The following is a 25,004-nucleotide window of genomic DNA, read 5'->3' as shown; positions in this document are numbered from 1 at the left end:
GCGTTATCTCCTACACAGAGTGATTAGTATTTTTTCAGTAGAGGCAGAAGTAGTAGGCTGCCGACTAAACCAATAATTACGATAAATAACAGCCCGCTATCCATAGTGTGAGTGGCGGTGATCAGCACCCCCATCAGCAGAGGTGCAGCCGCGCCAGCGAGGTTTCCTAGGCCATTGAATATGCCACCGGCCAATGCACTGACTTGTTTTTGTGTGACTTTAGCGAGTAGAGCGAAGATATTGGGAGCTCCTGCTCCCCACATAAACATGCTAAATGCCATCATGAGGATGATGCTGTAGGTATCAGTGAGGAATAGCACTCCAGCTAAGCCCAATACCGCACCTAAGAGAGATACAAAACACACTAAAGCTCTACGGTCATAGCGGTCAGACAACCATGCGCCTATTCCTTCGCCAAACAACATGGCGATAAAGGGGAGAGAGGATAAGACCCCTGCATGCTCTAAGTGGATTGATTTCCCTTTAATTAAATAGCTTGGTAACCAGCCATTCATCCCCCAAAGATAAACAAGAAAAGCGATGTTAAACAGGCAGATAATCCAAAAATGGCTGTTTTTGAATAAGCGTTTTTTATGGGCTTGTATGGTCGCGAGCTGTTCGACTGATCGTTTTTCACCCGCTGAGTTTTTGGTTTGAGCCTGACGATTTACTAAGTTAGGGTGACGGATACCAATCACGACTAGCCACCAAACGGGTACGGTAAAGGCCGCCATCACAAAGAAGGTACTTTGCCAGCCAAAATTATTCAGAAGATATAGGGCGATAGGGAAGCCTAGAGCCGCTCCAATTGGAGTTCCAAGTAACCACATCATAGTGGCGCGAGCCTGCATCTTAGGTGGAAATGTGCGGCGTACAATGGCGTAAGCAATGGCTAGTAGGGGGCCTTCAGCAATACCGAGCAAGATCCTCAGAAAAACCATCGTGCCGTAATGATGGGTAAACCCCATGAAAATCATTAAGAAGCACCAACTGCTAATCATAAACAGTAGCATTTTGGTTGGGTGGAATCGGTCGCCAATTCCACTAAGTAACATTGAGGAAACGCCATAAGCAAATAAAAATGCGCTCATCAGCAGACCTAAACGTGTTGGATCAAAGTCAATGCCAAGTGCCTGCTGAAACTTTTCATCTGAAAATAGAGCTGCAATACTGATTTTGTCGAAGAAAGCGAGCAATACACAGGAAAATAAGCCAATTGGGATTAACCAATTAATTTTTTCAGGGATGTCTTGGGCTTGTTGGTCATGTTCCTTGGCTTGTAAGGTAATGCTTTGATTAGCCATGTTATTTCTCCTTGCTGTACACTATTTCAGTGACATCAGTGAAAATGTTGGATCAGCAAGTTCAGAAGGATCCAGTTTGCGGTGACTTTGCATCCAACGCTTACCTAGCTTGATAGCGCGTGCATCATTGAAAGCAATCATTTGCACCAATTCATTAGTGTCATTCAGGGAAAAATGGACCTCTGAGTTTGGTGTATAGCGCTGGATGTGTTGTTGCGCTTGCGAAGTTGGTATGCCCAATATTTGAATATTATCTTGGTATTGATCCGACCATAGCCAAGCTGGCTCATCAAACCCTTCTGATTGCGGGTTTAACATGGCTTTTGCCGTCGTGATGGCTTGGTTTTGTGCGTAAGCCCAAGATTGCAGACATAAAGAAAGTGTTGGATGACAAGCCACGTCGCCAGCAGCGTAAATATCAGGGTGTGAGGTTTGCCCTTGGTCATTGATAACAATACCATGGGTGATATCAAGCCCAGCCTGTTTGGCGAGTTCAAGGTTTAATTCAACCCCAATCCCCATTACGGCTAGGTCGAATGTTTGCCATGGTTGCTTCTGGCAAGTGATTTGTAAGCGAGTCACTGACTCCCCAAGCTTAATGTCACCACAATCCGTAATGATATGTACGCCAGCTCGGGTATGGCGCTGTGCCAATGCTTCAGAGACATTTTGTGGAACGCTGCGTTCGCATAGGCGGCTTTGACGCTCAAAAATTGTGACATCTATTCCCATTTGACGTGCAGAGGCAGCGACCTCCAAGCCAATCCACCCGCCGCCAATGATGGCAATTTTCTTTGCCTCAAGGAGTGCTGAGCGTAGTTGTTGTGCATCGTTCCATGAGCGTAATGCGAAAACTTGTGGGTGTTTTTGCCAATCATTGGAGAGGTAACGGGGGCGTCCACCTGTGGCGAGTAACAGTTTTTCAAACGTTACAATACGACCATCATTGAGGTGAACATATTTTGTTTTTGTATCAATCTTAGTGGCTCGCACTGGGCGAAACCATTGCAAATGTAAGGCTTGGGTGGCTTCTTCACTAAATAACCGCGACAGCGCAAAGCTTTCTAGTGTGAGTGCGGCCTTTGATAGCGGTGGGCGTTCATAAAAGTCATGATCTTCATCGCTGATAACAGAGATTTGGCCTTGGTAACCTTCATCTCGTAAGGTTTTTGCCGCCCAGCCACCTGCTTGCCCACCGCCAATAATGACAATACCACCTTGGATTAAGGAATTCATAGGGTTACTCCTTTACCGGTTTGACTTGACGACGGGTTTCATAATCTAGACCGCCTTCCACCGCCCACTCGGTGAATGAAACCAGTGAATGTTCCAGTTCGCGAGGCTGCCATTTATCCGTCAAGAAATCGTCATTAGTGTAATATTCAAAGGCGCCACCGGTCGGGCTGTTAACGTACCAAAAATAAGCCGATGAAATCGGGTGGCGACCAGGACCAATAAAGGTGCTCCATTGCTGCCGGTTCATTGCTAAGCCACCGCCAATGACTTCATGGATATCACGTACGGTAAAGGCAACATGATTAAGGCCGCTGCCACGGTGTGGTAATTTGAGTAGGAATAAATTGTGATGACAACCATTAACTTGAGCACGTAAAAAGACAGCACGGTCGATATAACGGTCAGAGACTTGAAAACCCAGCTTTTGGCAATAAAAGGCTTCTGTGGACGGTAAGTCGTCGACAAAAAATACCACATGGCCCACATTAATTGGCGTTGCTTTTTCGTAAACAGGGCTAGGTTGATCAATACGGCGAATATCCCCCCATTGGTTGATTGGTGAGATTTCTATTTCGACGCTCTGTTGCTGAGTGACGGTAAAAGCCACTGTCATACCATTCGGGTCACGGCATTCGGCGCCATCTCCAGTAAGTTTGAAACCATCACAACCCTGAATGTTTTCGATGATTTTATTGAGTTCAGTGGCATTTTCCGTCCCCCAAGTTATTCGACGCAGGGTTGAGCCTGTTTCAAAAGCAGGTGGAAGTGTAGGGTCTTGATGGTCAAAAAGTTGTATTTTTGCCCCAGAGAGCGTCGAAAATAATGACGGGTTGACCGCGGTAACCTGTAGGCCAAAATCATGTAAAAATTTTTGGCAGTTAGGGATGTCTTCGACACCAAATTCTAATTTTTCTATTCCAATCACTGGCATAGCAAAGTCCTCTGTAGATTGGTGTTATTGCCAAAGGCACCTTTTGGGCAAAAGGAGTCTGAGGCTTATGGCAATAAACCTAAAAATGTAGGGTAGATAATTGCTTAACGCTAAACGGCTTTTGCTTGGTTCATACCACCAATAAATTCAGTCAATCTTTGCGCGGCATAACTCACTTCATTTTGTAATCGCTGGCGTTCCTGTGCCGGAATACTGTTCATCGGTACCATGATGCTAATCACCGCCTCTACGCCATTAGCTTGGTTGTAGACGGGGTAAACAATGGATGAAATCCCCCGACGATAAAATGATTCGCCGATCACGTAGCCACGCAATTTGTCGGCTTGGATCATTTGCCAGAATTCGTGTTTACTGCCTGCATTGTCGGGTAACTCATCGTGAGGGTAGAGTGCATCAAATTCCGCACGGTTCAGCCCACTAAGTAGCATGCGCCCAAGTGAGGTACGATGCGCGGATAAACGTGTTCCGACACTGACGTGGTTAATTTTTGATTCGGCACCACTAACCCGAGCGATATAAATAATATCTGTGCCATCGCGGATAACTAAATGGCTGTTACATTGGCTACGGTCTCTCAATTGTTCGATAATGGGTTGACCTAATTGAGTTAAATCTAACGATGCAATATAACCAAGACCAAGGCTTAATACTTTTCGCCCCAGAGAAAAGGCCCCTGTGCGTGGGTGTTGGACGAGAAAATCCAAATGCACCAATGTTTGGATAGCCCGATATGCCGTAGCCTTTGGCATATCGACTAAGCGCAAGATTTCAGCAAAAGTTAACTCACGATGTTGCTGAGCGAGGAGAAGAAGAAGTTGTAACCCTTTTTCCAAACCCGGTATTAAATATTTGCATGTTGAACTCATTGCCTTAACCCCTTAGCCAACTTGGTTAGTTAATTAAAAACAAAGCCACCATTAACGGGAATTAATTGCCCTGTGACAAAATTAGCCATTGGTGAAAGTAGATACAACGCGGTGCCTGTTACGTCTTCAGGGATTTGTTCACCTTGTAGTGCTCGGCCATTTTCATAAAGCTGGTGGCGCTCAGCAGGGACATATTCTGTTGCTTCAACTTTGGTAAGCCCCGGTGCAATAGCATTCACACAAATGCGGTGAGTACCAAGTTCGCGAGCCATTGAACGAGTCATACTGATAATGGCCCCTTTACTGGCGACATAAGCCATTAGCTTTGGTGCACCCCACAGTGCAGTATCGGAGGCAATATTGACGATTTTTCCATGGCCACTGAGTTTTAAAAATGGCAAAGCCGCTTTTGTGACTAGCCATGTTCCTCTGACATTGACGGTCATGACGTTATCCCACAGTGCTATGTCATACTCATCCAGTAACTTGCCGCCTACACCTGTTGCAAGAGCTGCGTTATTGATCAAACCATCAATAACCCCTTGCTGACCGATGATATCGAATGCATGCGCTATTGAATCAGGGGAAGCAAGGTCAAGCTGAACACCTTGTGCATCAAGGCCTTGGTTACGGAGTGTTTCAACGCTTTCTTGTAATCGTTGTTCTAGGATGTCACATAAGACAACATGAGCCCCTTGCTGTGCTGCGGCTTGGGCAAAACTAAAGCCAAGCCCTCTGGCTGCCCCAGTGATAACAATCCGTTTGCCCACTAATAAGTCACGCATTTTCAGCTACCTTGCTGTTTATTAGGTCAAATTGTTTTTTCGCTTCACGCTGCATTATCCGGCGTAGGCGCGATAGCCCCACATCATGTTGGTAGAGGAATTCTTTATTACGTGCGTTAGGCGCAAGGTTTTCTAAAATAATGCGGTCTTGTTCTAAGACATCCCAGTGCAACCCTTCTAGACGATTGCGGTACATAAAGCGCCATAAATCACGTTGCCAATCTTTGACTTTGCGGATGCGCCAGAAGAAGACCCGAGTATGATCACGGTCTTCAGGAACGACCATACCGATAATCCAAAAATGCCCACCCGGCCCAAAACGTTTTTGATAAGGAATGGATAAGCGCATCCAATTTGCGCCTGTGCTCGCAAATTCGACCCAATCGAAGTTGACGCCAATTTGGTCATTTTTACGGAAAATGAAACCATTTTTTGTCGCTTCAAGGATCATCTCTGACTGTTTGTCTCCTTCAGCCATTGAATGTGATGATGAATGGAGGTAGGTTCCGTGCATGGGGTCCATTACGTTTTCTAACGCATACTGGTAATTGCATTTCCATGAGGCAGTACATAGGAAATGACTGTGATTTTCGTCATCCGCTAATTCTTCAGGGAACTCAAGAGCGGGTGGGGTTTCACCTTCAATGACAGCAAAGTAGAGAAAAATAGCCCCATGAATTTCTTGAACTGGATAGGTCTTTAAGCATTTTTGCCCTTCAAGCGGACATTGGCTGACCGCTGGAACATCTTTAACGACACCGTCGCCACCGACTTCGACGCCGTGGTACCAGCAAGCAATGCGTTCACCTAGGTTCCACCCCATTGATAATCGAGCGCCACGATGTGGGCATCTATCTTCAAGTGCGTGAAGTTGGCCTTTATCATCTCGCCATAAAACGATTTGTTCTTCGAGCCGAGTGATGCCAATAGGGTTACTGCTTACTTCCCAACTGGATAATACGGGATACCATTGTCCACGTAACCCAACATCTAAATATTCTTGAGAGTTTTGAAGTTGTGTATTGGTTGTCATGATTTGCTTCCGTTTATCAAAGGCGTTTTAATTATATTTTCTGAGTAATGCCAAGGTGTTAATAACCATTGACGAGAAGAAATTCTCGGAAACTGCTGGAAGACCAAAGGTGACCTTGTCGGTCATATATTTGCAGCTGGTTTAATGCGCTAACTAATTCATCAAGGGTTTCAGTGCCTGCTGCAAATAGAGTCTCAAGTGCCGAAATTAGAGTGGTCTCATATTCATCAGGTATACGTGAACGGGTTTGCCAAACAATATTGGGGGCACTTCCCGGTGCTTGAATACTGCCTTTACCCCCTTCACGGGCAGGAATGATTTGGTTATTTGCAGGTAAATAAGGATTAAAATTCTGAATGGGTTCCATTTCTACTCCTCAATTAAACTGATTTCGATTTGGTTTTCGTGAACTCGCGTTTGGTAGGTTTTTAAGTCACGACCTCCTGGTTCACGTAAACATTTTCCGGTTTTGATATCGAAAATGGCTTCATGTAGTGGGCATTCAACTTTTCCATCTTCTACAAAACCTTGACTTAAAAGGGCATAAGCATGCGGGCAAACATCTTCCAAGGCGTAATATTGGTCCTCAACCAAGAAGATCCCAATCTCGGCATTATCAACTTTGGCGGAAAAAGGAAATTCTTCTTGAACCTGTGATACATCACATACCGCAATCCAGCTCATTGTTTTCTCCTTTTAAATGTGGGTAACATTTTGTTTCATATATAAAACATTGTTTATTATTTAAAACCAGATTAATTGTATGGACGATTATTAGTCAATCAAATGTTGGTTTTATGTAAAATAATCGTTTCAAAATGTGGGGTGTGTCTAGGTTATGGTGATGTTTTGTTTCATATAAGAAACCCAAGCTGACATACGCAGAGTAAAGTGCAGACTAAGCTGGTCGTGTTAGAAAAGGTGAGAGAATAGGGATGAGAGAAGAGGGGGAATAAAATTAAAATGGCGCCTTATTTAGACGCCACTAAAAAAGCGTTTCACGTATAGTTAAAACTGATTGAAGAAATAACTTAATGACGTTTAAGTACAAAACCACTTATATACAAAGTGGTTCTATACTTACTATTGTCAAAAATGAAGCGTTAACTTGCTACTGGGGTTTGATGGTTGTTATTTAATGGTGCATGGGTCGTAAAGAGTTGTAATATAACGCCTAATAATGCGCATGCAGCCATCGCAAAGAAGGTATAAATATAGCCTAAAGAACTATTCCAACCCCCGCCTAAATTGATTAACCAGCCCATTAATAACGGTGATAACGCACCGCCAATAAACATTGATGTGGTAATAATACCATTTGCTGTGGATATGGACTGGTCATTTGCATTATCTGATGCCATGGCATAGTAAATAGGCCAAACAGCATTTGCGACTAAGCCAAAAAACAGTTGTATTGCGATGATTTTTGGCATTGAGGTTGCGAAGTAAAATAAAGCAATCCCGATACTCATCCATAAACCACAGATGATCAATGTTCTTTTTCTGCCTAAGATATCCGATAACCATGGCCAAACAATTTGCCCAACCACGCCCGTCAATGTAAAAATAATACTCAAACCCGCAGAAGCCGCTAAAGATAACCCCGAAACATGATATAGATAAGAAGGTAATACCATGCTTATCCCCATATAGACGATTTGAGTTAATAGGGTATTCCCGGCGGTTAAGGCAATATTTCTATTTTTTAGTGTTTTCAGGAAAATTTTTAACCCTTCACCTTTTTGAACTTGAGTACTGCTATTCTCAGCAGGTTTTGTCATCCCTGACTTTTCAATATGTTGATATAATATTGAAATCCTTGCAGCGGTAGAATATTTTGCCCAAAAAATCATAATAGGCAGTGCGACGATTAATGGAATAAAGAAACTATAGCGCCAATTTGCTTCGCCAAATTCAGAAATAATAAAGCTTGCGACAACGCCACTTAATAAAGCCCCAATAGGATAGCCCGTATGGTGTACACCGAGAGCAAACCCTCTTTTTTCTTTAGGCCACCATTCAGCAGTATTACTGACGCCAACAGGTTCACCCCAGCCTGCACCTAAATTAACCCCAAAACGCAATAGAATAAAATAGGTTAAGTTATGGCTAATTGCTTTAAAACCTGAAACAAATGAAATTGCGGTATAACCTAAAACTAAAGGAACTTGAAAACGAGCTCGTTTCCAACCGGAGCCATATCGGTCACTTAATACAGAACCTGGTATGTCAAGAATAGCGAGAGCTATCATGATAATAGCAACAATATTACCCCACTCTTCAGGGCTTAAATTAAACTCTTGAGAAATAACCGGACCTAACCTTAAAATCATTTCTCTATCATAAGCATTCAATAACCAAATAAGCCAACATATGAATAATGAAACCCATGAATAGCGATGTATATTCTTAAAGGATATTTTATTATTTGAAACATTATTTTTAATCATAATTATAGCTCTTTTATAAGTATAATAATTTGAGGTTAATTGATATTAAATTTTGATTAGCAAATTGTTTATCTACCCACCAAATCTTTTTTCAGCTATGCCCTTTACACCAAGATTATGTATTGAGAATACGCTTCCTCTTAATTGACCATCTTCAGGGAAGCGAGGTAATGGTGGCCTTGCCATTGAAGTAACATATAAAATATCTAAATTTTCGCCGCCAAAAGCGACGCTGGTGACCTTTTTAACTGGCATTTCGATAATTCTGTCAATATCGCCGTCGGGGTTATATCTCACGATTTTCCCTGCATAAACGAGTGCATTCCAAAGGTAGCCTTCACTGTCAACAGTTGCTCCATCTGCAGCGCCTCCTGTTGATGTATCGACTTTGCAGAATGTCTGGCGATTATTAATATTACCTGTCGATACGTCATAATCATATTTCCATATTTCCCCTGTCCATGTATCAGCAAAATAAAAATATCACCGTTTGGTGACCAACAAGGTGCATTAGAAACAATAATGTTTTGTTCTATTTTATGGAGTGAGTGGTCTGTATTTAATCGATATAACGCCCCTGATGGGTTATCTTCTTGCATGTCCATAGAGCCGACAACAAAGCGTCCTTGTCTATCGACTTTTCCATCATTAAACCTATTGTTAGGTTTGTCACTTTCAGGTGCGTGCAGAAGATGAGTTTCACCTGTTATAAAGTCAAGAATATATATTCCTTTTTCTAGGGCGACTATAGCCGAATGACCGTCTTTGCATAAAGCCATTGAGCCTATTTTTTGCCTAACATCCCAACATTTAATTTCAGTTCCTTTTTCTGTACATGAAAATACTCGTCCATCTAAGCTATCAATCCAATATAAACGTTGTTGTTCTACATCCCATATAGGGCCTTCCCCTAAATTGTTTTTTAAATCCAATAATATATTTATTTTCATTTTTCAAATCCTACTAATGACATTATTTAAACTAGGGTTATTTAATGGGTTTCGGGAGTGTGATTACTTACACGATTGGGTTAATTAGTTATAGAGAATCTTAATAGTAGGGGAATAACGCTGGAATAATGTGAAGATGGCAATGTTTATTATATATTCAATTGTTAAATCATTTGTTCATTTGCACAATGAAATAAAATTTAATATTGAGGAGGGTTCTTATATTTTTTTATTCTAATAGTTATCTAAAATAAAATCAATTGACTTAAATTAAATGTATAGTTAGGCATATTAACTAATACTTCTTAATAAAGGTAATAGATTAATCGATATTAAATTAACTTTTTAACAGAAAGTGGATTAACTTTATAAATTTAACTTTAGTTATTTTTTGTGTCAATAAACCTTACATTTTGTAATGGATTATTGATCGCGCACAAGGCTCCATTCTGACCTGTCTATAGAATAACCATTGAAATTACATAACTTAGCTAAATACAAAAAAATTTTAATAAAGCTATTTAAACTTTAAGAAGCAATGTTAAGTGAGGCAGATATGGATAAAGCATTATCTGATAGGTTGCTCCAATCGGAAATCAGCCGTAGGAAATTAATGCAAACAGGTACTGCAGGTGGGCTAGCGCTTGCCAGTGGTGCATTAAGTTTACCCTTTTGCAGTGCCGCGAATACGAATGAAACTGCATCACAAACAATGACACCCAAGGAAAAAATTGTTTGGAGCGCATGTACGGTTAACTGTGGTAGCCGTTGCCCGTTACGGATGCATGTGGTCGACGGTGAAATTAAGTATGTCGAAACCGACAACACAGGCGATGATGTTTACGGAGACAAACATCAGGTAAAAGCGTGTTTACGTGGTCGCTCTATGCGCCGCCGTGTGTATAACCCTGACCGCTTGAAATACCCAATGTTGCGTGTTGGTGCGCGAGGTGAGGGGAAGTTTAAGCAAATTAGTTGGGAAGAGGCCTACGATTTAATCAGTGACAATCTAAAACGTATCATTGCCGATTACGGTAATGAAGCGGTCTATTTGAACTATGGTACGGGGACTCTAGGGGGGACGGTTGCTCGTTCGTGGCCGCCGGCCAACTCACCTATTGCACGCCTAATGAATTGTACAGGTGGTTATTTAAACCACTATGGCACATACAGTACGGCACAAATTAGCTGTGCGATGCCTTATACCTATGGCAGTGGGGCAGGAAACAGTGTTTCTGATATCGAAAACTCTAAGTTAGTGGTGCTATTTGGTAATAACCCAGCTGAAACGCGAATGAGCGGTGGTGGTATTACTTAATCAATTAGAGCAAGCGCGTGAGCGTTCGAATGCACGCATGATTGTTATTGACCCTCGCTATACTGATACGGCAGCAGGGCGCGAAGATGAATGGATACCGATCCGACCTGGTACTGATGCTGCATTGGTCGCGGGGCTTGCTCATGTGTTAATCACAGAAGACATGGTTGACCAACCTTTCTTAGATAAATACTGCGTTGGGTATGATGAGAAAACCCTCCCTGCGGATGCGCCGAAAAATGGCCACTATAAAGCGTATATTTTAGGTCAAGGGGATGATGGTGTAGAAAAAACACCACAATGGGCTGCGCAAATCACCGGTATTCCGGCTGATAAAATCATTAAACTCGCGCGTGAAATCGGTTCAGCAAAACCAGCTTATATTAGCCAAGGTTGGGGGCCTCAGCGCCATTCAAATGGTGAGCAGACAGCGAGAGCTATTGCGATGTTGCCGATTTTGACTGGCAATGTGGGAATTAGCGGGGGGAATACAGGGGCCCGCGAAGGGAATTACGATATTCCATTTGAACGCATGCCAACCCTTGAAAACCCAGTTAAAACCAGTATCTCTGTATTCTTATGGACAGATGCTATTGAACGCGGCCCTGAAATGACCGCAACTCGCGATGGTGTTCGGGGTAAAGACAAACTAGATGTGCCAATTAAATTTATTTGGAACTACGCGAGTAACAGTTTAATCAATCAACACTCAGATATTAATAAAACACATGAAATTCTTCAGGATGATAAAAAGTGTGAAATGATTGTTGTGATTGATAATCATATGACGGCTTCGGCAAAATACGCAGACTTAGTCCTGCCAGACTGTACGGCCTCGGAACAAATGGATTTTTGTTTAGATGGTGCTGCCAGTAATATGGGCTATGTCATTTTTGCCAGTCAGGCAATTGAACCTCGCTTTGAAAGTAAAACTGTGTACGAAATGTGTACGCAAATTGCACGTCGTATGGGGGTGGAAGAGAAATTTACCGAAGGGCGAACACAAGAAGAGTGGTTACGCCATTTATATGAAATTTCAAGAGAAAAACTGCCAGAACTCCCTGATTTTGAGACCTTCCAGCGACAAGGGATCTACAAAAAAATGAATCCGCAGGGACATGTGGTGGCACACCAAGCCTTCCGACAAGACCCTATTGCTAACCCACTAAATACGCCATCGGGCAAAATTGAGATCTATTCATCACGCTTAGCGGATATCGCGAAGACATGGACATTGGATGAAGGCGACCTGATTTCTCCTCTCCCAATGTATTCTCCTGGCTTTGAAAGCCATGATGACAAACTTACGGATAAGTATCCTTTGCAACTTAGTGGTTTTCACTATAAATCACGAGTTCACTCAACTTATGGCAACGTCGATGTGCTTAAGGCAGCTTGTTTACAAGAGATGTGGATTAACCCGATTGATGCAAAACGTCGCAACATCAAAAATGGCGATATGGTGCGTATTTTTAATGATAGGGGTGAGGTTCATATCAATGCCAAAGTAACACCAAGGATTATACCGGGGGTGGTGGCGATGGGGGAAGGGGCTTGGTATGCACCAGATGAAAACAAGATAGACCACGGTGGGAGCCTTAACGTATTGACCACGCAGCGTCCGTCACCGCTGGCAAAGGGTAACCCTCAGCACAGTAATCTTGTTGAAGTGGCTAGGGTATAGGGAGGAGATAAATCATGACAACCCAATATGGTTTTTATATTGACTCAGCCCGTTGTACGGGGTGTAAAACATGCGAATTAGCCTGTAAAGATTACAAAAATTTATCTCCTGAAGTGAATTTTCGACGTATTTACGAGTACACAGGGGGAGATTGGCAAGAAGATAACGGTGTATGGCATCAAAACGTCTTTAGTTACTACCTGTCAATCTCCTGCAACCACTGTGAAGACCCTGCGTGTGTCAAGGTGTGCCCGAGTGGTGCGATGCATAAACGTGAAGACGGCTTTGTGGTCGTAGATGAAAGTGTCTGTATTGGCTGCCGTTATTGCCATATGGCTTGTCCATATGGTGCACCACAGTTTAATGCGGAAAAAGGTCATATGACAAAATGTGATGGCTGTTATGAGCGAGTGGCAGAAGGGAAAAAACCGATTTGTGCAGAATCTTGCCCACTGCGAGCCCTCGATTTTGGTCCTATTGACGAGTTACGTAAAACTCACGGCAATTTGGCTGAGATAGCGCCATTACCTGAAGCGCATTATACCAAGCCAAATATTGTGATTAAACCTAACGCCAATAGTCGCCCTGTCAATGATACGACGGGTCATTTAGCCAATCCACGGGAGGTCTAAGATGGGCAACGGATTACATGAATGGCCGCTGATTTTATTCACCGTTTTAGGCCAAAGTATAGCAGGTGGTGCGATTGTGACCGGACTTGCATGGCTATCGACTGATGATAAACAGCAAAAACAGCGCATTGTTAATGCCATGCTAGTGCTATGGGTGCTAATGGGGCTAGGCTTCTTAGCCTCTATGATGCATATGGGGTCACCATTACGGGCCTTTAACTCGATGAACCGTGTATTTGCATCTTCATTAAGTAATGAAGTGCTGTTTGGTTCAATCTTTTTTGCCCTCGGGGGGCTTTGGTGGCTGCTATCTGCGCTGAAGAAAATGCCTGAGGGGTTAGGTAAAATTTGGTTGATCCTTACAATGCTAATGGGGTTAGTCTTTGTCTGGGCTATGACTCGCGTCTATATGATTAGTACTGTACCGACATGGGACACGCCACATACCACTATCGGCTTCTTTATGACGGTGTTTGTGGTGGGGCCTATCTTAGGGACATTGTTACTGCGAATCGCTAAATTTCCCCTTCATAGCGGTAAGTTAGCGGCAATCAGTATTATTGCCTATATTGTGACTATCGCATCGGTGTTACTACAAAGTGGTGAAATAGCGCTAATCGCTAGCTCAGTACAAAAAGTGAGTGATTTAGTCCCTGACTACGGCTTATTGCAAATGATCCGTTTAGTGGCTACAAGCCTTGGCTTGTTGTTGTGGATCTTGCCAATTTTCCGTCAAAGTCAACCTTCTGCGGTAAGTTTGTTGATCGGCACATTATTGGTGTTGTTTGGTGAATTGATTGGACGTGGACTATTCTATGGTTTACATATGACAGTCGGTATGGCTGTTGCTTAATAGTAAACTTTTCAGCGTAGGGGGGTCCCTACGCTGACCACCGCAGAGACAATGAATATGCAAGACACGCGATTTCTTGAACAGGTAGCAATTACTGGACGCGTTCTCGGTTCTTTATTTTATTTCGCCCCAGATAGTGAAAATAATACGGATATTGTTGCTATTTTGCAGGAACCGACATGGCATGAAGAATGGCCATTTGACTTACCGTCTTTAACTACCATAAGTCAATTTTTTCAGTCCAGTATTCACGATGAAGAACCCTTGAACGAAGCCTGGCAGCGTTTATTTATCGGGCCTTATGCTTTACCAGCTCCCCCTTGGGGCTCAGTTTGGTTAGATAAAGAAAATATTATTTTCGGTGATTCAACTGTTGAGCTTCGTCAATGGATGCGTACAAAAGGCATTGAACCTGTGACGACCCAAAAAGAGCCTGAAGACCATATTGGCTTGGTCTTGATGTTAGCGGCTTGGTTAGCAGAGCAAAATAGGCGAGACGATCTTGAAGAGCTACTCGCGTGGCATCTTTTACCTTGGTCTGAACATTTTTTGGATACTTTAGCGGATACAGCAGACAGTGCTTTTTATATTGCAGTAGCGAAATTGACCAAAGAGACGCTTGCTGGCTATCAGCAACAAATCACACAGCCTGTTTTAGCAAAAACAGTGTATTACAAGGAAAACGCCGAGTAAAAAAATAGCACCATCCAGTTATAGGGTTGGTGCTATTGGTTTCTATTAATTGTTATTGTAGCTTAGGGTGTTGTTTCGCCTTGTTGTACATAAGGTGTATACACACCCGTTAAACTTTTCAAGAAGGCCACAATATCATCGACATCTTTTTGTGGGAGTTCTTTACCCACTTGATAACGCAGCATCAGTTTAACGGCTTCGTCTAAGGTTGCCACATCACCACGGTGGAAATAAGGTGCGGTTAGCTCGACATTACGCAGTGTTGGGACTTTCTGACGTAGCTTATCGCGTTCATCGGAAGTCACATTCATACGGCCAATATCTTGTGCAGTTATTTCACCGAATTCATAATCTTTCTTCAAGCCTAGAGGTTCGAAAGAGCGACCGCCGAGAATAATTCCCCCATGGCAAGTTGCACATTTATTCTCTTTAAATAGTTGGTAGCCATGTAATTGTTGAGCGGTTAGTGCACCGTTATCACCTCTTAACCAATTATCGAATGGAGAATCTGGGGTAATTAATGTTTTCTCAAACTCGGCAATGGCATCGGTAATGGTATCGCCTGTAAAACCTTCAGGATAGACGGCATTGAAATCGCTTTTTAAAACAGGGTCCTGATCCAATTTAACAATGATTTCATCCCAAGATTTTGAGGCCATTTCAATTGGGTTTAATGGCGGCCCACCGGCTTGAGCTTGTAAGTCAGGTGCTCGTCCATCCCAGAATTGCTCAACGTTAAATACGGAGTTAAATACCGTTGGTGCATTGATAGGTCCTACTGCACCGCCAACACCAATTGATGTTTTACGACCATCAACCCCGCCGGCATTTAACGCATGGCAATGGGCACAAGAGATAGTACTATCGCCAGATAGACGCGCATCATGGTAGAGGCGGAAACCTAAAGCGACTTTTTTGTCATCGACTTCCAGTGATTTGGGAATAGGCTGGATTGGTTCATTACGATGTTCAGCAGCCATATCTTCACTTGCGTAATGTTCTGCTCGTTGCTTGGCTATCCAATCAAGAAGTTTAGTTCGTTCTTCATCACTGACACTGCTCGCCCAATGAAGTGCGACATAGCGAGTTGGCGGCATCGTGTGGTTCTGCATAACCCACTCAATTTTGTTTAATTCACTTTGTGGAACTGGTTCTCCAGCGATAAGAGCAGCGCGTGCGGCTTCGAGGTTAAATGATTTATAGCCGAGTTGAATATCATATTCCATCAATTGTTTTGCGATGGGGAATGATGCATAGGCGGGTAAATCAGCTGATGGAGTATGGCAGTAATCGCATCCTTTTTCGTCAAAAAAACGGAGGACTTGATTATTTTCTGCAATTTTAGATGTCTGAATGTCATTATTTTGTCTACGTTGATTATCGTGATACCAAACGTAACCAGATAACCCAAAATATCCGAGTAAAAGCAAAAATATGACAGCGACCGTAATGCGAGTAAGCTTTTTCATTACACTATCCTTGGAAGATTGCGGTCAAATATATTTAAATATTTTTAATTAATATAATTCTACAGCCGGACTATGATGGATAAATAAAGCTGAAAGGTTCTTGATTTTTATCAACGATGGCCATCGGTTTAAACGATTGCTGAAATAAGATTTGCCTATCAATCAAACTAAAAAGAAAAATAATCAATTTTAATTATTGTACTTGATTGAATTATATGTGAATTAATTTTTAGCTTACATCATGATGTGAGAAAGTCTAAATTTTAAAAACAAGTTACCTTTAATGATGGCTTCCCCTTTATTTTTAATTAATCTAAGTAAATGCAAGTAGAAAAATATATTTTTATGCTTTTTTGATATTGTTGTAAATTAAATGCATATTTTAATATTGAATATAATATGTAAATTTTTTCTAATTTTTAAAATAAATTCTATTTTCTCTCGTTATTGTTGTATCGGAATAATTGTAAAATATATTCATTAACCCCCACTGACATTATCTTTTTTTATCGCTTCATTATTTTGTCATAAAAAAGACATTTCATTGTCATGAGCCTGACTTAAGTTCCTTGTAACTAAGCTAGGAGATAGCATTATGTTTAGTGTCGATACCTTGCTCCACGATATTTACCCACAGCAGCTACCTTCAGTATGGAAGCGTCGTATATTGAAGCGCTTGCTTTTCGAAAAGGAATTTAATCAATTTGCGCTTAATTACCCACATTTAAAAGGTTTTGACCTGATAGAACAGGTTATGGAGTACTTTGATATTCGCAGTGAATTTGCCGAAAGAGATTTAGAAAATATCCCTACTCAGGGGCCAGTTGTTTTAGTGGCAAATCACCCGATTGGTTCTTTGGATGGCCTCGCGATATTACGAGCGGTGGCTACAGTTCGTCCCGACGTTAAAATCGTAGCTAACCAATTTCTGAGTTATATTGAGCCACTAAGTAGCTTGTTTATTCCTGTTGACAATATAAAGAGTAGAACTAGTCGCCAACAAGTTTCCAATATGCAACAACATTTGAATAACCAAGGGGCTTTGATTATTTTCCCTGCGGGGGAGGTTTCTAGGGTTAGCCGCAAAGGTATACGTGATGGACATTGGCGTAGTGGTTTTTTGCGTTTAGCAGCGAAAGCCCGAGCTGTTATTGTTCCCATTCATGTTCAAGGGCGTAATAGTTATTTATTTTATCTCACCTCGATGGTTTATCGCCCTTTATCAACGTTAATGTTAGTCAGGGAAATGTTTAAGCAACAAGGTAAACAAATAAAAATACGGATTGGTGGGCGTATACCATTTACACATTGGCATAATGGGCATATGAAGGCTCATGAATTAGCAGAACGATTTCGTCGTCATGTGTATTTACTGGGTAAGGGTAAAGCGGGATTATTTACTAGTGAATCAGCCATTGCACTACCTGAAGACCGTTCAGAATTAAAAAAAGCGTTAGTTGCTTGCGAGCATTTGGGGACATTGCCTGATGGCAAAATGATTTATCTTTATCAACGAAATCAAGATATCAGGTCGCCTATACTTCGTGAGTTAGGCCGATTACGGGAAATTGCTTTTCGTGCTGTCGGTGAAGGATCTGGAAAACGTCGTGATTTAGATAGCTACGATGATGACTATTGTCATCTGATCCTTTGGGATGAAGATGAGCTGGATATTGTGGGTGCCTATCGTTTTATCCCAACTGAGAAACAATTGGCTGTGAAAGGGTTAGCCGGTATTTACAGTTATAGCTTATTTCACTATGACCAAAAAATGTTACCTATTCTTGCTCAAGGGATTGAGTTAGGAAGAAGTTTTATTCAGCCTAAATATTGGGGCAAACGAGGTTTAGATTATTTATGGTTGGGAATAGGCGCCTATTTAGCCAAGTACCCACAATATCGTTATTTATTTGGTCCAGTGTCTATTTCTGGTGCGATGCCAGTAGCTGCAAGGGATTTATTAATTGCATTTTATCGGCTCTATTTTTCTGCAAAACAGACAATGGCACAATCACGCCAGCCTTATCCCGCTTCCTTACCGCAAGTGCTTGCCCAATTTGCGGGAGATAACTACCAAGAAGATTTAATTAAATTAAAGAGCTTACTCAATAATATCGGCTGTTCGATTCCGACACTTTATAAGCAATATACAGAACTGTGTGAGCCTGGGGGCGTACAGTTTATGGATTTTGGTTCAGACCCAGCTTTTAATGACTGTGTTTGATGGTTTGATATTAGTCGACTTAACTAAATTAAAGCCTACACGCTATCAACGGTATGTGGGGGGACATTTAACAGGGAAAAGAGTCGCCACATCATTGTAATGAATCATAATTAAATGAATCCGATTTGAGAGGGGGATTGGGGGAATAGTTCTCCCCCAATTGTGTTTATCTATTTAGTGAAATTATGGCCAATAAGGTAGATGAGCGAAGAAGATATTAACCCTGCAACCACGACTGATAACTCAGGAGCGTAGGCATTCACAATTAATGCAATTCCTGATGCTAATATCCAAGAGATAAAAGCTAAAGGTTGCCAATTTTTTGACTCATCATTTTTTCTTTTTAAGACTAATTGGTCCATGATAATAATTGCCGCAATAGGTGGAACAATCAATCCAAGTAAATTTAACCAAGTTTGGAATGCATTCCAAATCCCTGTCACCGCAACGATAATCCCAATCACACCAAGGATAATCGTTAAGGTTCTCATTTTTCCTTTTGTAATATGTGACCAACCAACAGCACCATTGTATAAACAATGAGTACAGCCCACGCCTAAGTTAACAAAAACAAAAATGATAGCCAAAATAGAAAGTAACGGGCTAGCATTGGCTAGGATCGTAATAAAATCTCCGCCAGTCACTTCTGGGTGCAATACCACTCCGGTGGCTACAATTATTGCGCCAATCACTTCTGCAAAGAACTTGGAAATTGGGAAGGCGGTAAATGCAGCTAAAAAACCTTGTTTACCATTTTTTGCCCAGCGGGTGAAATCTGCGGTCATGGTACCTGAATCGGTAAAGGTGGAGAAGATCATCGTTACAGCGACACCGAATGAAAGTACGCCAGCACCAACCGCAGGCTGATAATTAATAATATCTGATGAGCCATTTTTCATAGCAATAACAACAGAAATAATGCCGAGGATTAAATACATCGGGGCTGCAATATAGCCCAGAAAGGCTAATGCTTTTATGCCTATGAATGTGGCTCCAACATAAAGCACACCACCTAAGATAGTCATCAGTAATAGGTTCTGTCCAAATGAACGAAACATTGTGTCGCCAGTTAGGCCAACCATCAGAGCAAACCAACCTATAACGACGGTTGCCAGCAACCCTGAAACTGCAATATATCCACGCTGTCCAAATGTTTTTTTAGCCGAAATAGCAAAGTTTTCCCCGGTTTTTCCTGCTAAATAACTTAAGGAACCAATAACTAAACATAAAAGTAAATTACCCACGAGGATTGCAGTGACCCCCATTTTGAAACCGAGCATTGCTGTAACGACACCGCCAATCACTGCGCTGGTTAATACTAGAGGGAAGCTGTACCAAACGGCAGAAACGGAGGCAAAGCTTTTTCGATGTTCAATAGGGACTGGGACATGTTCATATTCGGAATCTAATAGAGCATTTTCTTTTTCTTTATTTGACATATTAGGTGAACCTCATTTTATTAAAAATAATTGGAGTACCTATAAAAATAAATTTTTAAATATTTATTGTTCTAATATTTATGGTTTATTAATAATGGCGAAATAGAATCTATTGTTAATAAATAAATTTATTAACTTGTAATAAAAATGTTTTTCTTGGTTTTTTTATGATAAATCAAGCATATCAATAGTCAGTAGTGAATAGAATCCATTTGAAATTAATTCATCAATAAGGTGGGTGATTGTTGATCTTTTTTCAATAAACAAGGTTTTATGTGATTGCTAACATCATTAAATAAGAAATTAATATTGTTTTTAGATGGTTTGTAAAAAATTCATTAGAGTTAATATTACTCTCATTAAATAATAATGTTTAAATTGTGATTAATATCAAATTGCGTGTTTTCTTATTGTTATTTAACTGTGTTTTTTATGTTTCTTTTAATTCGTAAAAAGTACTTTTATTCTGTCAAAATGGAATATTAATTTTTTATGATGCCATATGAAAATGCGATCTTTGCATGAATTAGGCTGTCATCATCCAATCATAAAATTGTCATCAATTTGACGTATTCAAGCCGTAGCATCATCCATAACGATTAAGTCCCAAAGAGGATACAAATAGTTATGCGACAAACTCTCTCTTCCTTGAGTGAGTCTCCCTGTCTTTTGCCATGTAGGCAGGAAACGGGGGGCTTACCGATGATCTCAATTCAACGTTTATCTCAGGCATTTTCACACCAATATGTACTAAATGGCATCGATTTATCTGTAGAAAAAGGCACGATCCTTGCGCTACTAGGGCCTTCTGGTTGCGGTAAAAGTACTTTGCTTAAATTATTAGCGGGTTTATTACAACCTTCTGGCGGTGCGATTTATTTTGGTGATCAACTGGTGGCGAATTCTCAACGCCTTGTTCCTCCTGAAAAGCGCAATCTTGGCATGGTATTTCAGGATTATGCGTTATGGCCGCATATGAGCGTATTTCAAAATGTGGCATTCCCTTTGCGTATGCGCGGTTTCAGTCGTCCAGAAATCGAAAATCATGTTATGGAAGCTTTAAAGCGTGTGGGGTTAGTGGATTTTGCTAAGCGGAAACCCGCTGATTTATCAGGGGGGCAGCAACAACGTGTTGCCTTAGCTCGCGCCATTATTGCTGAGCCTAAAATTTTGTTATTCGATGAGCCTTTGTCAAATCTTGATGTTGCATTACGCCAATCACTTTGTGCAGAAATGGCTCAATTACTAAGAGCATTAGGGACTACCGCTGTATACGTAACACATGACCCCGCAGAGGCTAATGCACTAGCACATCAAGTTGCACATATGCGCAATGGAAATATTGAAAGTTTGACCACATTATGAAGAGAGAGACCGCTATGCAAAATTTACTGTCAAAGAACCGATTTTCACTAAAGGGTATCACAATGAGTCTTGGCCTTTCCTGTGCATTATTTTCCATTCCTTCCCAAGCAATTACGGTTTATACCGCAGGGCCTGGCGCTATGGCGAAACAATTGGCGGCGGGGTTTGAAAAACAAACAGGCACTAAAGTGAATGTTTTTCAAGCTACAACCGGGAAAGTAATGGCAAGGCTTGAAGCTGAACAAGCGAATCCCCGTGCTGATGTGTTGATTTCTGCATCATGGGATACGGCAGAGGATTTGCAACAAAGAGGTTGGCTGTTGCCTTATGAAAGCGCAAATGCCCAGCAAGTGCCTGCACGTTTTAAAACACCTTATTATGTCGCCCAAGGTGTTTCTGCATTGGGTATTGTGTGGAATAGCCAAAGTGGCACACCAAAACCTACAGATTGGCAGGATCTTGCTCAACCTGCTTTTAAAGATAAAGTCACGATGCCTGACCCTGCACTTTCTGGTGCATCATTAGATTTAGTCTTAGGGTTACAAAATGCCAAACAACAGGCTGCTTGGACATTATTTTCTGAATTAAAAGCCAATGGAATGGTGATTTCTGGGCCGAATGCGCAGGCGCTTACTCCTGTATTGCAAGGGGCAAAAGCGGCAGTATTTGGTGCGGTAGACTATGTGGCATATAGCAGTATTGCCAATGGTGAGTCGATTGAAGTCATTTTCCCTAGTAGCGGTACGGTAATTGCGCCTCGCCCGATGATGATTTTAAACAGTACTAAGCAACCTGATGAAGCCAAAGCCTTCATTGATTATGTATTATCTCCAGAAGGGCAAACGATAGTCGCTAACGCTTGGTTAATGCCTGCTAGGGCTGATATTGAAGGGAAGCGGCCTGATTTTTCAACACTCAAATTATTACCAGAAGCAACAGTAGATAACGCAGAACGTAGTGAAGTGCTAACGCGTTTAAGCGCACTTTTCCGTTAAATAATGCAACAAGGTAATTTTAATTAGCAAACCGCTGGGTATGCATAATACCCGGCAGGAGTGTTGTTTCTAATGATAAAAATTCGTTTTTTACCTTTATTGGTGCTCATTGCATTAATCATTTTAGTCGTGATCCCTTTGAGCTTCATTATTTTACAGGCGGTTTTCCCCCAATTAGGGCAGGGAATATTTGAACAACCATTCGAACCAATTATTCATTTACTGAATGAGCCAGAGCTTCCACTGTTATTGCAAAATACTTTGTTGTTAGGTGGTGGGGTCGCTGTCATCAGCGCAATGATTGCTATCCCTTTAGGGGCACTACGAGGCTTATTTAATATCCCTTTCGCAAAAGGCTGGGATTTACTGTTTCTAATCCCTTTTTTGATACCACCTTATATTGCGGGGTTATCATGGATGTTAACTCTGCAACCCAATGGCTATTCTCAGCAGCTTTTTGGTCTGAGCCCAGGAAGTGCCATTTTCTCATTAGGTGGCATGATGGGGATTATGGCTTTAAATTTATTCCCCGTATTGTATTTTGCCGTATCGAGAAGCATGGCTGCGAATGGTAATAGACTTGCTGATGTGGCTCAGGTTCATGGCGCTACCCCTTGGCAGGCCTTTTTTAAAGTGACGTTGCCGTTATCATTACCATCGATTACCGCTGGGTTACTACTCATTTTTACTCTAGCGATTGAAGAATACGGTATCCCAGCAGCAATTGGTGCGCCTAATGGTATTCGAGTATTAACGACGGATATTGAACAACGCTTAGCGGATTGGCCAATTGATTTACCCGGTGCAGCATCGTTATCACTGGTGCTGGCGAGTATGGCAATTTTGGCTTATACCTTACAGCGTTCTATTGTTTCTGGGAAAAATGTTGTCACGACGACAGGAAAAGCGGCAGCACAAGTGACTCGCTCGTTAGGTGGCTGGCGTTGGCCAGTTGTTGGGATATTTACATTTACTGCTTTTTTGGCGGTGGGAATGCCTTTATTAGCGATGTTTGGTACTGCATTTTCCGCCACGGTTTCAGGTGGATTGGCTTGGGATAACCTGACGTTAAGGCATTTCTCAGGGCTAATTGACTCGCAAACAGAGGCTCTTTCAGCATTGTTGACCAGCGTTTCTTTAGCGACTGTAACAGCAATATTGACAGGGATATTAGGTTTCTTATCGGCTTGGATCGTTGTATCACAACGTATTCGTGGTGCTGCTGTTATCGATGCGCTTTCTTTACTGCCAATTTCTATTCCTGGCATTGTTATTGCGGTAGGGATGATTTTGGCTTGGAACCAGCCCTTTTGGCCTATAACACCCTATCATACATGGGGGATCTTACTACTTGCCTATAGTTGTTTGCTTCTTCCTTACCCTGTACGTTATTGCAGTGCCGCATTAACCCAAATCGGCGGAAGTTTAACGGATGCTGCAAGGGTACATGGTGCTTCAGCTATCACGACATTACGTTTGGTACTTTTCCCGTTGGTATTACCGAGTTTAGTCGCAGCCATGATGTTAGTTTTTGCCGTGGCTTCTCGAGAGTTAGTTTCTTCATTATTGCTAGCCCCAGCGGGTATGCAAACCGTATCTATTTTTGTTTGGCGTCAGTTTGAACAAGGCTCGATAGGTAGTGGGATGGCAATGGCCTGTTTGGCGGTATTAATTAGCTTAAGCTTAATGCTGTGCGCACAATGGGTAGAACAGCGATATAGCAGAAAGTCATAAAATAAAGCGCAATTAAGTTTGTGAGTACTTACTTGCGCGTAAGAGTCATTTAATACATTACTCGCTAATATCACTCGCATCGTGGCGTTCGCGGACTTGTTGTGCCGGGTCACCTTGTAGACGGTTCACTCGGCGTCCACGTTGCACGGCTGGGCGTGCATAAACTTCATCAGCCCAACGAATAACATTTTTATATTCATGGACAGATAAAAACTCAGCCGCATCGTATAACCAGCCTTTTACTAGAGCACCATACCATGGCCAAATTGCAATATCTGCAATCGTATAGCTGTCACCGGCGACATATTTATGGTTGGCTAAGCGCTTGTCTAATACATCGAGTTGGCGCTTGGTTTCCATCGCAAAACGGTTAATTGGGTATTCGAATTTTTCAGGAGCATAGGCATAGAAATGCCCAAAACCGCCACCTGCGAAAGGCGCTGAACCCATTTGCCAAAATAGCCATGAGAAGGTTTCGGCACGCTCTGGTTGGGTTGTCGGTAATAACGCAGAAAATTTTTCGGCTAAATACGTCAGAATCGAACCTGACTCAAATACTCTAATAGGTTCTTCGCCACTTCTATCTACTAATGCGGGAATTTTTGAGTTAGGGTTAACTTCAACAAAACCAGAACTAAATTGGTCGCCTTCACCAATATTAATTAGCCAAGCGTCGTATTCAGCCTCTTTAATGCCAAGGGCTAGTAGCTCCTCTAACATGATAGTGACTTTTTGTCCGTTCGGCGTTCCTAAGGAATATAGCTGTAGTGGGTGCTTACCTACAGGTAATGCCTTTTCGTGAGTAGCACCAGAAATTGGGCGGTTTATATTCGCGAATTTTCCACCATTGCCTTGTTCCCATTGCCAGACTTTAGGGGGAACATAAGGGGAGTTTGCCATGAGTTATCTCCTTAACCGTTTTAAAGGGGGCGATTTTTCTCTTCAATAATCTTATGTTGAATGATCTTCACTGTAGCAATCTGCGATGAATTCGCCACCTTTTTATCGTATTTTACTGCGGG

Annotated in this window: 18 protein-coding genes and 3 pseudogenes; 8 read left to right on the top strand and 13 right to left on the bottom strand. The window is 41.9% G+C overall.

Annotated features, from left to right (window positions below):
- Positions 1-23 precede the first annotated feature (23 nt).
- From RB151_RS19860 to RB151_RS19815, 10 genes and pseudogenes are all read right to left on the bottom strand, one after another.
- The gene (locus RB151_RS19860) at positions 24-1,304 is read right to left on the bottom strand and encodes an MFS transporter (RefSeq protein ID WP_042845625.1); all 1,281 of its coding nucleotides are present in this window, start codon (positions 1,302-1,304) and stop codon (positions 24-26) included.
- Between the two features lie 21 nt (positions 1,305-1,325).
- Positions 1,326-2,540: an NAD(P)/FAD-dependent oxidoreductase gene (locus RB151_RS19855; protein WP_071548656.1), complete on the bottom strand. Its 1,215-nt coding sequence runs from the start codon at positions 2,538-2,540 to the stop codon at positions 1,326-1,328.
- A 4-nt stretch (positions 2,541-2,544) separates the two neighbouring features.
- Positions 2,545-3,471, bottom strand: coding sequence for a VOC family protein (locus RB151_RS19850; RefSeq protein WP_071548655.1), 927 nt, complete (start codon positions 3,469-3,471; stop codon positions 2,545-2,547).
- Positions 3,472-3,581: 110 nt separating this feature from the next.
- Positions 3,582-4,358 (bottom strand): IclR family transcriptional regulator, encoded by a 777-nt coding sequence (locus RB151_RS19845; RefSeq protein ID WP_042845622.1) that lies wholly within the window; start codon positions 4,356-4,358, stop codon positions 3,582-3,584.
- 29 nt (positions 4,359-4,387) lie between these two features.
- Complete coding sequence (locus RB151_RS19840) at positions 4,388-5,143, bottom strand: SDR family oxidoreductase (protein ID WP_042845621.1); 756 nt, start codon at positions 5,141-5,143, stop codon at positions 4,388-4,390.
- On the bottom strand, positions 5,136-6,176 hold the full coding sequence (locus tag RB151_RS19835) for an aromatic ring-hydroxylating oxygenase subunit alpha (RefSeq protein WP_042845620.1): 1,041 nt from the start codon (positions 6,174-6,176) through the stop codon (positions 5,136-5,138). The genes RB151_RS19840 and RB151_RS19835 overlap by 8 nt, the downstream gene beginning before the upstream one ends.
- A gap of 58 nt (positions 6,177-6,234) precedes the next feature.
- Positions 6,235-6,543 carry a recombinase-like helix-turn-helix domain-containing protein gene (locus RB151_RS19830; protein WP_042845619.1) on the bottom strand — a complete coding sequence of 103 codons (309 nt, stop codon included), beginning with the start codon at positions 6,541-6,543 and terminating at the stop codon, positions 6,235-6,237.
- A 2-nt stretch (positions 6,544-6,545) separates the two neighbouring features.
- Positions 6,546-6,860: a Rieske (2Fe-2S) protein gene (locus tag RB151_RS19825; RefSeq protein ID WP_042845618.1), complete on the bottom strand. Its 315-nt coding sequence runs from the start codon at positions 6,858-6,860 to the stop codon at positions 6,546-6,548.
- 419 nt (positions 6,861-7,279) lie between these two features.
- Complete coding sequence (locus RB151_RS19820) at positions 7,280-8,626, bottom strand: MFS transporter (protein WP_048605950.1); 1,347 nt, start codon at positions 8,624-8,626, stop codon at positions 7,280-7,282.
- A gap of 72 nt (positions 8,627-8,698) precedes the next feature.
- Positions 8,699-9,576 (bottom strand): annotated as a pseudogene (locus RB151_RS19815) (SMP-30/gluconolactonase/LRE family protein).
- Between the two features lie 556 nt (positions 9,577-10,132).
- On the opposite strand from RB151_RS19815, the pseudogene RB151_RS19810 reads away from it, so the two are divergent.
- The 4 genes and pseudogenes from RB151_RS19810 (at position 10,133) to dmsD (ending at position 14,756) form a co-directional block, all read left to right on the top strand.
- Positions 10,133-12,578 (top strand): annotated as a pseudogene (locus RB151_RS19810) (DMSO/selenate family reductase complex A subunit).
- 14 nt (positions 12,579-12,592) lie between these two features.
- On the top strand, positions 12,593-13,210 hold the full coding sequence (locus tag RB151_RS19805) for a DMSO/selenate family reductase complex B subunit (protein WP_042845616.1): 618 nt from the start codon (positions 12,593-12,595) through the stop codon (positions 13,208-13,210).
- Between the two features lies 1 nt (position 13,211).
- On the top strand, positions 13,212-14,063 hold the full coding sequence (locus RB151_RS19800) for a DmsC/YnfH family molybdoenzyme membrane anchor subunit (protein ID WP_071548654.1): 852 nt from the start codon (positions 13,212-13,214) through the stop codon (positions 14,061-14,063).
- A 57-nt stretch (positions 14,064-14,120) separates the two neighbouring features.
- Entirely contained in the window at positions 14,121-14,756 is a 636-nt protein-coding gene (gene dmsD / locus RB151_RS19795) for a Tat proofreading chaperone DmsD (protein ID WP_042845935.1), read from the top strand.
- A 62-nt stretch (positions 14,757-14,818) separates the two neighbouring features.
- On the opposite strand, the gene RB151_RS19790 is transcribed toward dmsD, so the two are convergent.
- A complete protein-coding gene (locus RB151_RS19790) occupies positions 14,819-16,225 on the bottom strand; it encodes a cytochrome c peroxidase (protein WP_042845614.1) in 1,407 nt (468 codons plus the stop codon).
- Positions 16,226-16,820: 595 nt separating this feature from the next.
- Between RB151_RS19790 and RB151_RS19785 the strand changes: the two are divergent.
- A pseudogene (locus RB151_RS19785) lies at positions 16,821-18,549 on the top strand (lysophospholipid acyltransferase family protein).
- A 70-nt stretch (positions 18,550-18,619) separates the two neighbouring features.
- On the opposite strand, the gene RB151_RS19780 reads toward RB151_RS19785, so the two are convergent.
- Complete coding sequence (locus RB151_RS19780; protein ID WP_042845612.1) at positions 18,620-19,888, bottom strand: cytosine permease; 1,269 nt, start codon at positions 19,886-19,888, stop codon at positions 18,620-18,622.
- Between the two features lie 702 nt (positions 19,889-20,590).
- On the opposite strand from RB151_RS19780, the gene RB151_RS19775 reads away from it, so the two are divergent.
- From RB151_RS19775 to RB151_RS19765, 3 genes are all read left to right on the top strand, one after another.
- Positions 20,591-21,253, top strand: a complete 663-nt coding sequence (locus tag RB151_RS19775) for an ABC transporter ATP-binding protein (RefSeq protein ID WP_048605956.1) — start codon at positions 20,591-20,593, stop codon at positions 21,251-21,253.
- 62 nt (positions 21,254-21,315) lie between these two features.
- Complete coding sequence (locus RB151_RS19770; RefSeq protein ID WP_370661197.1) at positions 21,316-22,248, top strand: ABC transporter substrate-binding protein; 933 nt, start codon at positions 21,316-21,318, stop codon at positions 22,246-22,248.
- A 72-nt stretch (positions 22,249-22,320) separates the two neighbouring features.
- The gene (locus RB151_RS19765; protein WP_071548653.1) at positions 22,321-23,982 is read left to right on the top strand and encodes an ABC transporter permease; all 1,662 of its coding nucleotides are present in this window, start codon (positions 22,321-22,323) and stop codon (positions 23,980-23,982) included.
- A gap of 57 nt (positions 23,983-24,039) precedes the next feature.
- On the opposite strand, the gene yghU is transcribed toward RB151_RS19765, so the two are convergent.
- Entirely contained in the window at positions 24,040-24,882 is an 843-nt protein-coding gene (yghU, locus tag RB151_RS19760; RefSeq protein WP_042845605.1) for a glutathione-dependent disulfide-bond oxidoreductase, read from the bottom strand.
- Between the last annotated feature and the right edge of the window lie 122 nt (positions 24,883-25,004).

The organism is Providencia rettgeri (genome assembly GCF_001874625.1).
Lineage (GTDB): Bacteria > Pseudomonadota > Gammaproteobacteria > Enterobacterales > Enterobacteriaceae > Providencia > Providencia huashanensis.
This window is presented reverse-complemented; position numbering and strand designations above follow the sequence as displayed.